We start from the raw sequence: 15,272 nt of genomic DNA on the forward strand, positions 1-15,272 counted from the left end.
CGGGGGCGGGCCGGCCTGCGTCGCGGGCCAGGGCGCGTGCGGGGGCGGGCCGGCCTGCGTCGCGGGCCAGGGCGCGTGCGGGGGCGGGCCGGCCTGCGTCGCGGGCCAGGGCGCGTGCGGGGGCGGCTGGTGCGGCGCCGGCGGCGCGGAGTACGGGCGGGTGGCCGGCAGCGGCGGCGCGAAGTCGGCGTCCCACGGTTCCGGCAGCCCCGTGTACGGGTCGGCGTCCGCCCACGGGTCCACCGGTTCCCGGTTCTCCAACTCGGCGCGTTCCTCGGGCGGCAGCTCCAGCGTCGGGTTGGGACGCTCCGGCGGCTGCTGCGGGAACTCGGCGCTCTCCAGCCAGCGCCGCCGCCGCCGCGATGGCAGCGGGACCGCGGCCGAGCCCGTCCAGCGCGGCCGGACCACCTCGGTGCCGGCGCCACCCGCACCGGCCGCGCCGGCTGGTTCGCCGCTGCCGGTCGCGCCGGCGGCTTCGGCTCCTCGCCGTTCTGTGCCCGTTGGTTCGGTGTCGCCCGGCTCGGAGCGGTTCGCCCCGGCACCGGTCGGTCCGGCGCCGTCGGACGGACCTGGCGCCGCCGCGGACCGGTCGGGCGCCGCCTCGGGCCGGGCTGCGGTCGGTACGGCGCCGTCGGACCGGTCGGGCGCCGCCGCGGACCGGGCCGCCGGGTTGGCCTCGTTGGGCCGCTCCGACGTGGAGCCGCTCGCTGCGGTTCGGGCTGCGGCGTCCGGCTCGGCTGCGGTATCCCTCGGCGCCGGCTGGTCAGCGGCGTTCGACTCCGGCGGGGCGTCGGGTCCGGGCCCGCGGGCGGCCGGCGTAACCGGATCGGCGGCGCCCCGCTCCGGCGGCGCGTCATGGGGCCCGGGCTCGGGGGCCGTCGGTGCGGCCGGGTCGGAGGCGGACCGGCCCGGCGCGGCGTCCGGCGGGCGCGCCGGGCCCTCCGGTCCGGGCGCGGGCATAGGCTCGCTCCCGCCCCGCTGCGGCTCCGGCATCGCGGCAATCTCCTCTCGGCGGCTTCCGAGGTTAGTACCGGCCGGCCACCGGCCACGCCCCGCGCCGGGGCCACCGGCCCGTCCGCCCGTCGATCTTGCACTTGTGGCCCCGACAAAGCGGGGCCTAAAACACATATCAGGGGCCATATCTGCAAGATCGACGGGGGAGTGGGTGGCGATGACGGGGAGGGGGGCGGGGAGCAGGGACGGGGTGGGGCGGGAGTGGGGCGGATTCGGGGGGCAGGGTGGCGCGTACCCTTGGCCATCATGAGCGTCGCACCCGCCGCCGCGGCACCCTCCGCGGCCAACTCCGTCTGGCCCCAGCTTGAGCCGCTGCTTCCGCGGGTCAGCAAGCCGATCCAGTACGTGGGCGGCGAGCTGGGCGCCGTGGTCAAGGACTGGGCCTCCGCGGCCGTGCGCTGGGCGCTGATGTATCCGGACGCGTACGAGGTCGGCCTGCCCAACCAGGGCGTGCAGATCCTGTACGAGGTGCTGAACGAGCAGCCCGACGTGCTGGCCGAGCGGACGTACGCGGTCTGGCCGGATCTGGAGGCGCTGATGCGCGCCCACGGCGTGCCGCAGTTCACGGTCGACGCGCACCGCCCGGTGCGCGACTTCGACGTGTTCGGCGTCTCGTTCTCCACGGAGCTGGGCTACACGAACCTGCTCACCGCCATCGACCTGGCCGGCATCCCGCTGCTGGCCGCCGACCGCGGCGACGAGCACCCGGTGGTGGTGGCCGGCGGGCACGCGGCGTTCAACCCGGAACCGATCGCAGACTTCCTCGACGCCGCCGTGCTCGGCGACGGCGAGGAGGCCGTACTGGAGATCACCGAGATCGTCCGGGCCTGGAAGGCCGAGGGTTCGCCCGGCGGCCGGGACGAGCTGCTGCTGCGGCTCGCGCGCACCGAGAGCGTGTACGTGCCGCGCTTCTATGACGTGGACTACCTGCCCGACGGCCGGATCCAGCGCGTCGTGCCCAACCGGCCGGACGTCCCGTTCCGGGTCCACAAGCGCACCACCATGGACCTGGACGCCTGGCCGTACCCGAAGAAGCCGCTGGTGCCGCTGGCCGAGACGGTGCACGAGCGGTACGCCGTGGAGATCTTCCGGGGCTGCACCCGGGGTTGCCGGTTCTGCCAGGCCGGCATGATCACCCGGCCGGTGCGGGAGCGGTCCATCACCACGGTCGGGCAGATGGTGGCCGAGGGCCTGGAGTTCTCCGGCTTCTCCGAGGTCGGCCTCCTGTCGCTCTCCTCGGCCGACCACAGCGAGATCGGCGACATGTGCTCCGGCCTGGCCGAGCAGTACGCCGGCACCAACGTCTCGCTGTCGCTGCCGTCGACCCGGGTGGACGCCTTCAATATCGACCTGGCGCAGGAGCTGTCCCGCAACGGCCGCCGGACCGGGCTGACCTTCGCCCCGGAGGGCGGCTCGGAGCGGATCCGCAAGGTGATCAACAAGATGGTCTCCAAGGAGGACCTGATCCGCACGGTCGTCACCGCGTACACGAACGGCTGGCGGCAGGTGAAGCTCTACTTCATGTGCGGGCTGCCCACCGAGACCGACGAGGACGTCCTCGAGATCGCCCAGATGGCCCACGAGGTGATCCGGGCGGGTCGTGCGGCGACCGGGTCCAGGGACATCCGGTGCACGGTGTCGATCGGCGGGTTCGTGCCGAAGCCGCACACGCCGTTCCAGTGGGCGGCCATGGCGCGTCCCGAGGTCATCGACCACCGGCTCAAGCTGCTCAAGCAGGAGATCAACAGCGACCGGTCGCTGGGCCGGGCCATCGGCTACCGCTACCACGACGGCGAGCCGTCACTGATCGAGGGCCTGCTCTCCCGCGGCGACCGGCGGGTCGGCGCGGTGATCCGGCGGGTCTGGGAGAACGGCGGCCGGTTCGACGGGTGGAGCGAGCACTTCTCCTACCGGCGCTGGGTGGACGCCGCGGCCGAGGTGCTGCCCGCGTACGGGGTGGACCTGGACTGGTTCACCACCCGGGAGCGGGACGAGCTGGAGGTCCTGCCGTGGGACCACCTGGACTCGGGGCTGGACAAGGACTGGCTCTGGCAGGACTGGCAGGACTCGATGTCCGAGTACGAGCAGGACGACTGCCGGTGGACCCCGTGCTTCGACTGCGGCGTCTGTCCGTCGATGGACACCGAGATCCAGATCGGCCCGACCGGGCGGAAGCTGCTCCCGCTCACCCCGGTGAGCGGTAACGGCCTGCGCGTACCGTCCTGACCTGCCGGCCCGGGCCGCCCGGCGGGTGCGCCGGCCGCGGCCGGCGCGGTCATCACTGACGAGGAGCACCACGATCAGCAGGAAAAACCAGCCCGAGGGCGGCCAGGCGCCCGTCGTGCAGCGCATCCGGATCCGGTACGCCAAGCGCGGGCCGCTGCGGTTCACCTCGCACCGCGACTTTGCCCGCGCCTTCGAACGGGCGTTGCGGCGCGCCGGCGTGCCCATCGCGTTCTCCCAGGGCTTCACCCCGCACCCCAAGATCTCGTACGCCAGCGCCGCGCCGACCGGAGTGGCCAGCGAGGCGGAATACCTGGAGATCGGGCTGCGGGCCCAGGTCGACCCGGCGGAGCTGCGGGCGGCGCTCGACGCGGCCCTGTCCCCGGGGCTGGACGTGCTGGACGCCGTCGAGGCGACCGGGGGGAGCCTGGCCGAGCGCATCGAGGCCTCGCGATGGCGGGTGGAGCTCCCCGGTGTGCCGCCCGCCGCGCTGCGCGCCGCGGTGGAAAAGTTCCGGTCGGCGGCGGAGGTACCTGTCGAACGGCTGACCAAGCAGGGACGCCGGACCTTCGACACGCGCGGTGCGGTGATAAGCATCGATGTGATCGAGGAGAACGAGACTCCTTCCGAGGTCACGGGCGTGCCGTGTGCGATACTTGGGCTGGTGGTACGGCAGGTCACTCCTACCGTACGACCCGATGACGTCCTGTCCGGCCTCCGCGTGGTGGCCGACCTGGAGCCGCCGGCGCCGCCTCGCGCGACCCGGCTGGCGCAGGGCACGCTGACCGCGCAGGCCGACCTCGTGGATCCGTTGGACGCGGACCGCGACAGGGCAACCATCGCTGAACACTGACCCGCCGCGGTCAGTGCCCAGGAAGCCAGACTTCGGCGGTCCCGTGCACCTCGACGGCGCCACCGATACAACCTTGCGGCGACCCTGCGTGGCAGCGCTCACCCGCGCCCGGGGACGCCAGAACTGGAGACGTTCCTATGCCCGACAACGAACCAGCGGGCGGTGAACGGTCCGGCGAGCAGCCGACCGGCACCACCGATACCAACGTCGGCAGCTCCGCCGCGCCGACCGGTTCCGCCGGTGAGGCCGCGCCGACCGGTTCCGCCGGTGAGGCCGCGCTGACCGGTTCCGCCGGTGAGGCCGTGACCGGTTCCGCCGGTGATGTGCCGGCCGGCTCCACCGATGGGCCCGCGCCGGCCCGCCGGGCCCGGACCACGCGTCGCCGCCCGGCCACCAAGGCGACCGGGCAGGCCCAGGTGGAGCTCCCGGTCGAGGCGCCGAGCGAGGCCGGCACGATCAGCGGCGAGGCGCCCGAGGCCGAGGTGGTCACCCCGACGGCCGGCGAGTCCACCCCCGCGCCGGCCACCGCCCGCCGGCGCCGTAAGGCCACGACGGCCCGCAAGGCCGCTCCCGGCGGCGAACCGGCCGCCGGGTCCGACGCCGGATCGGCCCCGGACCAGCCCGCCCGCCTGCCGGACGAGCCCGCCGCGCCGGCGCGCCAGCCCGCTGGCGCGGACCAGCCCGACGTGGCGCCGGACCAATCCGGCATGGTGTCCGACCAGTCCGGCGCGGCGTCGGACCAGCCCGCCGGCTCAGCCGGCGGCGCCGAGGTCGCGGCCGCGCCGCCCGTCAAGGCGACCCGGAGCCGCCGCCGCAAGGCGACGCCGGCCGCCGCCGAGGCCCAGGCGGCCACGACCGACGCTGAGGAGCGGACCGGGTCCGCCGATCGATCCCTGACCGGAGCGCCCGGCGGTTCCACCGGTGAGCTGCCGGCGTCGGGGGCGGGCGGCGAGCACCGGTCCGGCGGCACCGCGGGGACGCAGCCGGAGCTCGCGTTCGGCGCTGCCGAGCAGCGGCCCGACTCTTCCGCCGCCGACGACGCCGAGCTCCCGGCCGCATCGTCGGTCCTGCCGGCCGGCGCCGGCCCCGCGACGGCCGCCGGCGCGGCCGACCTCGGTACGCAGGCGGCGGAACCGGCCACCGAACCGGAGGCCGAGCCGACCACCGGCCGTGCCGGCCGGCGGCGCCGTTCCGCGCCGTCTGCGCCGGCCGTCCTCTTCATGCCCCCCGAGCCGGACGCGGTGGCGCCGTCGGCCGCCACGACCCCCGCGGAGGCGCCCGCGGCCACGCCGGCCGCCCCGGCCGAGCAGCCTGCCGGGACCGAACCGGCCGAGGGCGAGCCGGCCGAGGGCGCCGAGTCCGGACGTCGCCGGCGGCGGCGCGGCCGGGCCGAGGCGCCGGAGCCGGCGGCCGAGGAGCCCGTGGTGGCCGAGCCGCTCGCCGAGGAGCAGGTCGAGGACGAGGACGACGACGAGGACGACGAGGCCGGTGCCCGCCGGCGGCGCCGGCGGGGCCGGCGCGGTCGTGGTCGGGGCAAGGGACCGGCCGACGAGGCCGCGGACGACGTCGAGGAGCCGGCCGAGGCCGACACCGACGCCGAGGCCGACGCCGAAACCGACGAGGATGGCGAGGGCGGCGAGCCGCTGACCCGGCGCCGGCGCCGGCGGCGGCGCAAGGGCGCCGGGGATGCCGAGGGCGGCGTCGACGACGGCGTGCCGACGGTCGTGCGGATCCGCGAACCGCGTAAGGCCGTCGACGAAGTTCAGGGCGTCTCGGGCTCCACCCGGCTCGAGGCCAAGCGGCAGCGCCGCCGGGACGGGCGGGAGCAGCGCCGGACCCGGCCGCCGATCCTGAGCGAGTCCGAATTCCTGGCCCGCCGCGAGGCGGTGGATCGGGTGATGGTGGTACGCCAGCGCGGTGACCGCACCCAGATCGCGGTCCTCGAGGACGGGGTGCTGGTGGAGCACTACGTCAGCCGCAACTCGTCCGGGACCATGGCCGGCAACGTCTACCTCGGCAAGGTCCAGAACGTGCTGCCCAGCATGGAGGCGGCGTTCGTCGACATCGGCCGGGGCCGCAACGCCGTGCTGTACGCCGGCGAGGTGAACTGGGACACCACCGGCCTGGAGGGCCGGGCCCGCTCGATCGAGCAGGCGCTCAAGTCCGGCGACTCGGTGCTGGTGCAGGTCACCAAGGACCCGATCGGGCACAAGGGCGCGCGGCTGACCAGCCACATCGCGCTCTCCGGGCGCCACCTCGTGTACGTGCCGCACGGCAACGCCTCGGGGATCAGCCGCAAGCTGCCGGACACCGAGCGGAAGCGGCTGCGGGACATCCTCAAGAAGCTGGTGCCGGACGGCGCCGGGGTCATCGTGCGGACCGCCGCCGAGGGCGCCAGCGAGGACGAGCTGGCCCGGGACATCAAGCGGTTGCAGTCCCAGTGGGAGGACATCCAGGCCAAGGCCGCGGCCGGAGGCGCCCCGACGCCGCTGTCCGAGGAGCCCGACCTGGTGATCCGGGTGGTCCGGGACCTGTTCAACGAGGACTTCCGGGATCTGGTCGTGGAGGGCGACGCCGCGTACGGGATGGTGGAGTCCTATCTCGGCCAGGTGTCCCCGGACCTGGTGGCCCGGCTGCGCCGGCACACCGGCACGGCGGACGTGTTCGCCGAGCACCGCATCGACGAGCAGATCCTCAAGGGGCTGGACCGCAAGGTCTTCCTGCCTTCCGGCGGCCACCTGGTGATCGACCGCACCGAGGCGATGACCGTGGTGGACGTCAACACCGGTAAGTACACCGGCGCGGGCGGCAACCTCGAGGAGACCGTCACCCGCAACAACCTGGAGGCGGCCGAGGAGATCGTCCGGCAGCTGCGGCTGCGGGACCTCGGCGGCATCATCGTGATCGACTTCATCGACATGGTGCTGGAGTCGAACCGGGAGCTGGTGCTGCGCCGGCTGACCGAGTGCCTGGGCCGGGACCGCACCAAGCACCAGGTCACCGAGATCACCTCGCTGGGCCTGGTGCAGATGACCCGCAAGCGGATCGGCGCCGGGCTGCTGGAGGCGTTCAGCGAGACCTGTGACTGCTGCAAGGGCCGCGGTGTGATCATCCACACCGAGCCGGTCCCGGAGAAGGGTCGCGGCGGCGCCGGCGACAAGGTCAAGGCCATGGCCTCGTCCGGGTCGCCCGGATCGTCCGGGTCGCCCGGATCGGGCGGCGAGGCCGGTTCGGGCGGCGGCCGCCGCCGGGGCCGGCGCGGCGCGGCGGCCGAGCCGTCGACCTCGGTGACCGAGGTCGAGGTGGTCGACGAGGTCGACACCATGGGCTACGACCTCTCCCGGTACGAGAACGACATGCCGGAGGCGCCGGCCGTCGAGGATGCCCGGGAGGCCGAGCCGATGCGGCTGACCGGCGCCGACGACCCGGACGCGCTGGACGACTCGGACACCAGCGAGCCGGAGGAGGCCGGTGCCGGCGGACGCCGGCGGGCCCGGCGCGGCGGCGCCCGGCGGCGGACAAGGCCCTGATGATCCCACCGGACCGCCCGCACGCCGGGCGGTCCGGCCGGGCGCCGGACCCGGCGGCCCGGGTGGACAGACCCTAGAGTTGGGGTCGGCCGGGGGCGTGGACCCGCCCCCACGATCCCTCACCCCTCGGAGCGTTCGATGCGACGCCTACCCGCCGTCGCCGCCGTCGCGGTGGCGCTGTTCGCCACCGCCGTCGCCGGTTGTTCGGGCGGTTCCCAGCCGACCGCCGCCCCGGGCGGCACGGCCGGACCGGCCAGCACCGGCGCCGCGTCCGCCGGTCCGACCGGGCCGGCCGGTGGAGCCGGTACGCCGGCGCCGGGCACCCCCCAGGTGACCGTGACCGCGACCGCGGGCGGCAACGCCGGTCAGGTCTGCGACGCGGCCGTCACGGCCGGCTCGGAGGCGGCCGTGACATTCGTCAACGAGCTTTCCAAGCAGTTGCAGGCCAGCAGCGCGGGCGACGCGAAGACCGCCGAGACGGCCCGGCAGAACGCCCAGGCGGCGCTGAACCGCTGGTCCGCGGCGCTCAAGCAGCAGTCCGACCGGGCCACCGACGCGCAGCTCAAGGCCGCGCTGGCGGCCGTCGGCATCGAGGTGTCGCGGATCAAGCCGGACGTGCAGACCCTCGACCAGACAAAGCTCAACGAGCTCCAGCAACGGGTCGACGGGCTCTGCGGGAACTGACCGCGCCGACCGCGCGGCTCGACCGGAGCACCCGGTTTGGGCCGCCGGCCCCGGATGGCGTACGCTTGCCTGCGGCGCACTTTTGCGCGCCGAGTTCTCGCGTGCCCGCAGCCGCATCCCGCGGCGAGTCGCCGCGAGCAACTATCCGTCAGCAGCCTCAACGACAGGGAGTCCGCGTCCGATGTACGCGATCGTCAAGACCGGCGGCAAGCAGTACAAGGTCGCCGAGGGCGACGTGATCGAGGTCGAGAAGCTCGTCGGCCAGCCCGGCGACGCGATCACGCTGACCCCGGTCCTCCTCGTCGACGGTGAAGACCTGGTGACCGACGCGGCCAAGCTGGCCGACGCCTCGGTGTCCGGCGAGATCGCCGCGCACACCAAGGGCCCCAAGATCCGGATTCACAAGTTCAAGAACAAGACCGGCTACCACAAGCGTCAGGGTCACCGTCAGCCGCTGACCCAGATCAAGGTGACCGGCATCTCCAGCGGAAAGTAAGGTCGTTCTCAGATGGCTCACAAAAAGGGTGCGTCCAGCTCGCGCAACGGCCGTGACTCCGCGGCGCAGCGGCTCGGCGTGAAGCGGTTCGGTGGCCAGGTCGTCGGCGCCGGCGAGATCATCGTCCGGCAGCGCGGCACCAAGTTCCACCCGGGTGACCTCGTCGGCCGGGGCGGCGACGACACGCTCTTCGCGCTCGCCGCGGGGGCCGTGCAGTTCGGCACCCGGCGCGGTCGCAAGGTCGTCAGCATCGTGCCGGCGGCGCAGCAGTAGCAGACCCAGCCGAAGCGGGCCGCGGACCTCGGTGTCCCCGGCCCGTTTCGCTGTTCGGGGCGCGTCCCCGCTGAGAGGATCCGGGGGCAGGCCCCCGCGGAGAGGATTGAAGTCGTGACGACGTTCGTTGACCGGGTCGTCCTGCATCTGCAGGCCGGCGACGGCGGGCACGGCTGTGTCTCGATCCACCGGGAGAAGTTCAAGCCCTTCGGCGGCCCGGACGGTGGCAACGGGGGGCACGGCGGCGGCGTCTCCCTGGTGGTCGACCCGCAGGTGCACACCCTGCTCGACTTCCACTTCCGGCCGCACGTGAAGGCGCCGAGCGGCAAGGGCGGCGCCGGCTCCAACCGGGACGGCGCCAACGGCACGGACCTGGTGCTCACGGTGCCCGACGGGACGGTGGTGAGCACGCTCGACGGCGAGGTGCTGGCCGACCTGGTGGGCGCGGGCACCACGTTCGAAGCGGCCCGGGGCGGCCGGGGCGGTCGGGGCAACGCGGCGCTGGCCAACGCCAAGCGCAAGGCGCCGGGCTTCGCCGAGCTCGGCGAGCCGGGGGACCGGCTGGACGTGGTGCTCGAGCTCAAGAGCGTGGCCGACGTGGGCCTGGTCGGCTTCCCGTCCGCCGGCAAGTCCTCGCTCATCTCGGTGCTCTCGGCCGCCAAGCCGAAGATCGCCGACTATCCGTTCACCACGCTGGTGCCGAACCTGGGCGTCGTCCGGGTCGACGACCACACCTTCACCATCGCCGACGTGCCGGGGCTGATCCCGGGCGCGGCCACCGGCAAGGGGCTGGGCCTGGAGTTCCTGCGACACATCGAGCGATGCTCGGTGCTCGTCCACGTGGTGGACACCGCCACCCTGGAGCCCGGCCGCGACCCGCTGGCCGACATCGACGCCATCGAGGCGGAACTCAACGCGTACGGCGGCCTGGCCGACCGGCCCCGCCTGGTGGTGCTCAACAAGGTCGACGTGCCGGACGGGCGGGACCTCGCCGAGATCGTCCGGCCGGATCTGGCCGCCCGTGGCTATCCGGTGTTCGAGGTCTCGGCGGCCACCCGGGAGGGGCTGCGCGAGCTGACGTACGCGATGGCCGAGCTGGTCGAGCAGGCCCGGGCGGCGGCCCCGGCGCCCGAGCCCACCCGCATCGTCATCCGGCCCATGGCGGTGGACGACGCCGGCTTCACGGTCGAGCCGATCGGCGACGGTTACCTCGTCCGCGGTGTCCGGCCGGAGCGGTGGGTCCGGCAGACCAACTTCGACAACGAGGAGGCCGTCGGTTACCTCGCCGACCGGCTGGCCCGGCTCGGTGTGGAGGAGGCGCTGGCCAAGGCCGGCGCCGAGCCCGGCGATCTGGTCCGGATCGGCGAGCGGGAGTTCGACTGGCGGCCCACGGTGCTGGAAGAGTTCGTGCCCACCGTGCGCGGCATCGACGAGCGGCTGGCGGACAAGTCGACCCGGGCCAACGCCGCCGAGCGGCTGGCGGCCCGCAAGGCCCGGCGGCGCCGGCCGGAGGACGAGGCCGGGGGCGCCGGCACCGAACCGACTGCCAGCGCCGATGCCGATGCCGACGCCGACGCCGACGCCGACGCCGACGCGACCGAGGGTGCCGATCCGGTCGGCTGACGGCCACTACGGCGTTACCTGCCGGAAATGACCGATGAGTACGGTACGACGGTGCTGATCGAGTCGCGCCCCGCCACGGATCCGGAGCTGGGCGCCCTGGTGGCGGCCCAGCAGCGCGAGCTGCGGGTGGTCGACGGCGGGCTCGACGGCCAGGTCACCGAGACGCGGCCGGACGTCCGGTTTCTGGTCGGCGTCCGCAACGGCCTGGCCGTGGCGTGCGGGGCGGTGCAGGCGCTGGACGCCCGGACCGCCGAGATCAAGCGGATGTACGTGCGCCCGGCGTTCCGGGGCCGGGGGCTGGCCCGGCAGTTGCTCACGGCGCTCGAGGAGCTGGCGCTCTGGTACGGCCACACCGAGCTGCGGCTGGAGACCGGGAGCTACCTGCCGGCGGCGATCCGCCTCTACACCTCGGCCGGATACCTGCCCATCCCGGCCTACGGCGAGTACGTGACCAACCCGTACAGCGTCTGCTTCGCCAAGCGGCTCCCGGTCGCGGCCTGACCGGCGCTGCCACCGCCCGCCGACCCGGACGCCACGTATACGTCAGCCACCTCATCGGGTCCCCGTGAGGTGGCTGACGTATACGTCGACAAATGGTGTCCCCGGGCGTCGCGCCGGGTTCCCTGCCGGCGCGGGCGATGGCAGGGAACCCGGTCGGCTCAGGCGTGCGCGTCGACCGGCTCCGGCTCGGCGGGCGCCGCGGTCCCGCGGCTGGCGCGGGTCGAGATGAACAGGCAGCACAGCGCCGCCGCCGCGAGAACGGCCAGCGGCAGCACCAGGCTGTGCCGCATGGCCCCGGTGAACGCCTGGTGGAACGTCCGGGTGGCCACCTGGCCGATCACCTGCCGGGCCTGCTCCGGGAGGCCGGGCGGCAGGGGTACGCCGGACTGCCCGGCGCCCACCTGGAGGCTGCCGCCGCTGGCGTGGCTGAAGCCGTTCACGAACGCGTCGCGGAACTGTGGCGGCAGGCTCCCGGCGTTCGTCCGGGCGGTGCTGCGCAGCTGGTCGGCGAGCTGCACCTGGAGCAGGGCGCCCACCGCTGCCGAACCGATCACGCCGCCGAGCTGCCGGGACGTGTTGATGAACCCGGACGCGGCGCCGGCCATCTGCGGCGCCACGTTGCGCATGGCGATGGTCTGCAGCGGCGCGAAGGTCATGCCGAGGCCGAAGCCCGCCACGATGATGCCGGGCAGGATGTGCCAGCGGCCGGAGTCGAAGTGCGCCAGCCAGACCACCATGCCCATCCCGACCGACCAGAGGCTGAGCCCGAGGAACAGGATCCACTTGCCGCCCGTACGGTCGCTGAACCGGCCGGCGAGCGGCGCCACGAACATCGAGATCAGCGACATGGGCGCGGTGGTGAGCCCGGCCTGCAGCGCGGTGAGCCCGAGCACCGACTGTAGGTAGATCACCAGCGGCAGGAACAGGCCCAGCATGCCGAACGCGATGGCCCCGCTGACGAAGTTCATCAGCGAGTAGTTCCGGTCGCTGAAGATCGCGAACGGGACCAGCGGCTCCCGGTTCCGGTTGGCGTACTGCTGGAACATGAACGCCACCAGGACCACGACGCCGGCCGCGATGACCTCGACGATGGTGATCGGACCCAGGACCCGGCCCCAGTCGTGCGGCTCGCCCTCGATCAGCCCGAAGGTGACCAGGAACAGCCCCACGCTGGCGAGTGCCGTACCGAGCCAGTCGAGCCGGTGCCGCCGGTTGAGCTTGATGTCCGGCATCACGATCGCCGCGAGCACCACGGCCACGATGCCGATCGGCAGGTTGACGAAGAAGATGTACTCCCAGCCCCAGTCGGTGACCAGGTAGCCGCCGAGCGTCGGGCCGGCCACCGTGGCCACGCCCGCGACGGCGCCCCACAGCCCGAACGCGGCGCCCCGCTTTTCGGCCGGGAAGATCATGGTGATCACCGACAGCGACTGCGGGGTGAGCAGCGCGCCGCCGGCGCCCTGGATCACCCGGGCCACGATCAGCTGCTCCGGGTTGCGGGCGAACCCACAGGCGGCCGAGGCGAGGGTGAAGATGACCAGGCCGAGGATGAACAGCCGCTTCGGGCCGTACAGGTCGCCGAGGCGGCCCGCCGTGATGAGCAGCACGGCGTAGACCAGCACGTACGCGTTGATCACCCAGAGGATCTGGTCCAGCGAGGCGGACAGGTGGGTGCTCATGTCCGGGATCGCGATGTTCACGATCGTGGTGTCCAGGAGGATCATGAAGAAGCCGAGGCAGAGCACGGACAGCACCAGCCAGGGGCTGTGCTGCTTCCGGTCCGCCCGCTCGGCCGGGGCGGTCATGTGGGGGTCTCCTTGTCGTCGTTGTCCGGCGCGCACCAGGCGCCGTCCTGGTCGGGCCCCGTCCGGGGACCGTGGTGCTTGGGCGCCCACGCGAGGGCGCCGGTGCGAACGTCGTCGATGAGCTGCCGGATCCAGGCCAGCTCCGCTCGGGCGAGGGTCAGCGCGTACTCGACCTCGATCAGATACACCCGGGGCGTGTCCTGCGCGCGCAGCGCGTCGAGCACCTGCTGCCGGGCCGCGATGCCGGGCTCGAGGATCATTGCCCGCTTGTCCAGCAGTCCTACCACCTCATCCGGGCCGAGGGTGTGCAGCATCTGAACCGCGACGCCGAACAGCGGATACTCCGGTTCGGGGTGCCGGACCAGGGCCCGCACGGTGGCGTGGAACTCCTCCCGACCGGCGTCGGTGAGGGCGTACTCGGTGCGCTCGGGCCGGCGGCCGGCCCGGCCGGTCCGCACCGGTTCGATCAGCTCGTCCCGGTGCAGCCGCTCCACCGTGTGGTAGAGCGAGCCGGCGCGGACCTTGATCACCCGGTCCGTCTGCCGGTCCCGGATGGTCTGATGCATCTCGTACGGGTGCATGGCGCGCTCGTGCAGCAGCTCGAGCACGGCGAGCGCGAGCGGCGTCAGTGGTCGGTGTGGATTACTTCGCATCAAATACTCCACGCGGACTATAAACCCGAGCGCCGCTCGCGCCAAGCGCCACGCCGGCGCCGCCGAATCCCGGGCCCGTCGGTCGCCGCCGAATCCCGGGTCCGTCGGTCGCCGCCCAATCCGAGGCCCGTCGGTCGCCGCCGAATCCGAGGCCCGTCAGTCGAGGAGGCCGATGGCCGTCCGTGCCGCGCGGACGGTGGCGGCGGTCGCCTCCCGGGCGCGGCCGGCGCCGGTCCGCAGCAGCTCGCGGACGTACGCCGGTTCCCGGCTCAGCTCGGCGTACCGGGACTGGACCGGCTCGACCAGGGCCAGCACCGCGTCCGCCACGGCCGCCTTGAGCCGCCCGTACGAGGTGAACTCCCCGGCCAGGACGGCGGGTGACCGGCCCGTGCAGGCCGAGAGGATCTCCAGCAGGTTGGCCAGCCCCGGCCGGTTCGCCGGGTCGTAGGCCACCGCGTCGCCGGAGTCGGTGACGGCCCGCATCACCTTGCGGCGCAGCACGTCCGGCGGGTCGAGCAGGAACAGCGTTCCCGCGCCCGACCCGGCCGACTTGCTCATCTTCGACGTCGGATCGGTCAGGTCCATCAGCCGGGCCCCGGCCGACGGATGCACCGCCACCGGCACGGTGAACGTCTCGCCGTACCGGTGATTGAACCGGATGGCCACGTCCCGGGCCAGCTCGACGTGCTGGCGCTGGTCGTCGCCCACCGGCACCTCGCGGATCTGGTGCAGCAGGATGTCGGCGGCCATCAGCACCGGGTACGTCAGCAGGCTGAGCCGGACGTGCTGCTGCCGGGCGGACTTCTCCTTGTACTGGATCATGCGCTGCGCCTCGCCCGCGCCGGTGACGCACTCCAGCAGGTAGTGCAGCTCGGTGTGCGCCGGCACCTGGGACTGCGGGTAGAACAGCGCGGCCTCCGGGTCGACGCCCGCGGCCAGCAGCAGGGTGGCCTGCTCCAGGGTGTTGGCCCGGACCTGCGCCGGGTCGTGTTCCAGGGTCAGCGCGTGCAGGTCGGCCAGGAACACCACGGTGTCGGAGGTGTGCTGGCCGGCCGCGATCGGCAGCATGGCGCCGATCAGGTTGCCGAGGTGCAGGTGGCCGCTCGGCGTGAGGCCGGTGATCCGGCGCAGCCGGGGACGGGTGGGGACGGTGGTCGCGGTGGCGGTCATGGTGGGCTCCTCGATCGGGTACGAGGGCCGCCGAAGCACCGGAGGCGAGGCATGCAAGAAACGGCCGCCCGGTGCTCGGGCGGCCGTTTCTCTCAGGTTCGCGGGTGTGTGGATGCGCGGGCCGCCCGTCAGGGCGCCCGCCACAGGCCGGTGGTCCTCATCCGCACCCCACCACGGTAGCAGCGGATCGACCACCGGCGCGCCCCGTCATTCCAGGTCGAACTCGCCGTCCCGGGCGCCGGCCACGAACGCGTCCCACTCGGCCTGGGTGAACACCAGGACCGGCCCCTCGGGGTCGGACGAGTTGCGCATGCCGATGAGGTCATCGACGAAGGCCACCTCGACGGCCTCCTCCGACGGGTCGCCGTCGGCTCGCTGCCAGACGGCGCGGGACAGGTCGAAGTCGCCCTTGGGGTGCTGCGGCATGGGGGCCTCCATCGCGCGATC

The 15,272-nt window shown here is 73.8% G+C and carries 12 protein-coding genes and 1 pseudogene; 8 read left to right on the top strand and 5 right to left on the bottom strand.

All coding sequences use genetic code 11. The features are described from left to right. A pseudogene (locus ACFFHU_RS09820) lies at nucleotides 1–960 on the bottom strand (hypothetical protein); the annotation flags it as partial. Nucleotides 961–1,260: 300 nt separating this feature from the next. Here ACFFHU_RS09820 and ACFFHU_RS09825 point away from each other — a divergent pair. The 8 genes from ACFFHU_RS09825 (at nucleotide 1,261) to ACFFHU_RS09860 (ending at nucleotide 11,197) form a co-directional block, all read left to right on the top strand. Continuing rightward, on the top strand, nucleotides 1,261–3,240 hold the full coding sequence (locus ACFFHU_RS09825) for a TIGR03960 family B12-binding radical SAM protein (protein ID WP_377337435.1): 1,980 nt from the start codon (nucleotides 1,261–1,263) through the stop codon (nucleotides 3,238–3,240). A 115-nt stretch (nucleotides 3,241–3,355) separates the two neighbouring features. Beyond that, on the top strand, nucleotides 3,356–4,090 hold the full coding sequence (locus ACFFHU_RS09830; protein WP_377337436.1) for a TIGR03936 family radical SAM-associated protein: 735 nt from the start codon (nucleotides 3,356–3,358) through the stop codon (nucleotides 4,088–4,090). Nucleotides 4,091–4,227: 137 nt separating this feature from the next. Further along, the gene (locus ACFFHU_RS09835) at nucleotides 4,228–7,620 is read left to right on the top strand and encodes an Rne/Rng family ribonuclease (RefSeq protein WP_377337437.1); all 3,393 of its coding nucleotides are present in this window, start codon (nucleotides 4,228–4,230) and stop codon (nucleotides 7,618–7,620) included. Between the two features lie 138 nt (nucleotides 7,621–7,758). Continuing rightward, entirely contained in the window at nucleotides 7,759–8,304 is a 546-nt protein-coding gene (locus tag ACFFHU_RS09840; RefSeq protein ID WP_377337438.1) for a hypothetical protein, read from the top strand. Nucleotides 8,305–8,485: 181 nt separating this feature from the next. Beyond that, nucleotides 8,486–8,800 (top strand): 50S ribosomal protein L21, encoded by a 315-nt coding sequence (rplU, locus tag ACFFHU_RS09845; protein ID WP_377337439.1) that lies wholly within the window; start codon nucleotides 8,486–8,488, stop codon nucleotides 8,798–8,800. A 12-nt stretch (nucleotides 8,801–8,812) separates the two neighbouring features. Next, entirely contained in the window at nucleotides 8,813–9,073 is a 261-nt protein-coding gene (gene rpmA, locus ACFFHU_RS09850; protein WP_377337440.1) for a 50S ribosomal protein L27, read from the top strand. A gap of 114 nt (nucleotides 9,074–9,187) precedes the next feature. Next, entirely contained in the window at nucleotides 9,188–10,696 is a 1,509-nt protein-coding gene (gene obgE, locus ACFFHU_RS09855) for a GTPase ObgE (RefSeq protein ID WP_377337441.1), read from the top strand. Between the two features lie 51 nt (nucleotides 10,697–10,747). Beyond that, nucleotides 10,748–11,197 (top strand): GNAT family N-acetyltransferase, encoded by a 450-nt coding sequence (locus tag ACFFHU_RS09860; protein ID WP_377337634.1) that lies wholly within the window; start codon nucleotides 10,748–10,750, stop codon nucleotides 11,195–11,197. Nucleotides 11,198–11,355: 158 nt separating this feature from the next. On the opposite strand, the gene ACFFHU_RS09865 is transcribed toward ACFFHU_RS09860, so the two are convergent. From ACFFHU_RS09865 to ACFFHU_RS09880, 4 genes are all read right to left on the bottom strand, one after another. Then, nucleotides 11,356–13,002, bottom strand: a complete 1,647-nt coding sequence (locus tag ACFFHU_RS09865) for a DHA2 family efflux MFS transporter permease subunit (RefSeq protein ID WP_377337442.1) — start codon at nucleotides 13,000–13,002, stop codon at nucleotides 11,356–11,358. Next, nucleotides 12,999–13,655 (bottom strand): PadR family transcriptional regulator, encoded by a 657-nt coding sequence (locus ACFFHU_RS09870; RefSeq protein WP_377337443.1) that lies wholly within the window; start codon nucleotides 13,653–13,655, stop codon nucleotides 12,999–13,001. The genes ACFFHU_RS09865 and ACFFHU_RS09870 overlap by 4 nt, the downstream gene beginning before the upstream one ends. Nucleotides 13,656–13,811: 156 nt before the next feature. Continuing rightward, nucleotides 13,812–14,825: a tryptophan--tRNA ligase gene (gene trpS / locus ACFFHU_RS09875; RefSeq protein ID WP_377337444.1), complete on the bottom strand. Its 1,014-nt coding sequence runs from the start codon at nucleotides 14,823–14,825 to the stop codon at nucleotides 13,812–13,814. Between the two features lie 207 nt (nucleotides 14,826–15,032). Next, the gene (locus ACFFHU_RS09880; protein WP_377337445.1) at nucleotides 15,033–15,251 is read right to left on the bottom strand and encodes a DUF397 domain-containing protein; all 219 of its coding nucleotides are present in this window, start codon (nucleotides 15,249–15,251) and stop codon (nucleotides 15,033–15,035) included. Between the last annotated feature and the right edge of the window lie 21 nt (nucleotides 15,252–15,272).

The organism is Plantactinospora siamensis, from assembly GCF_042434095.1.
GTDB lineage: Bacteria > Actinomycetota > Actinomycetes > Mycobacteriales > Micromonosporaceae > KBS50.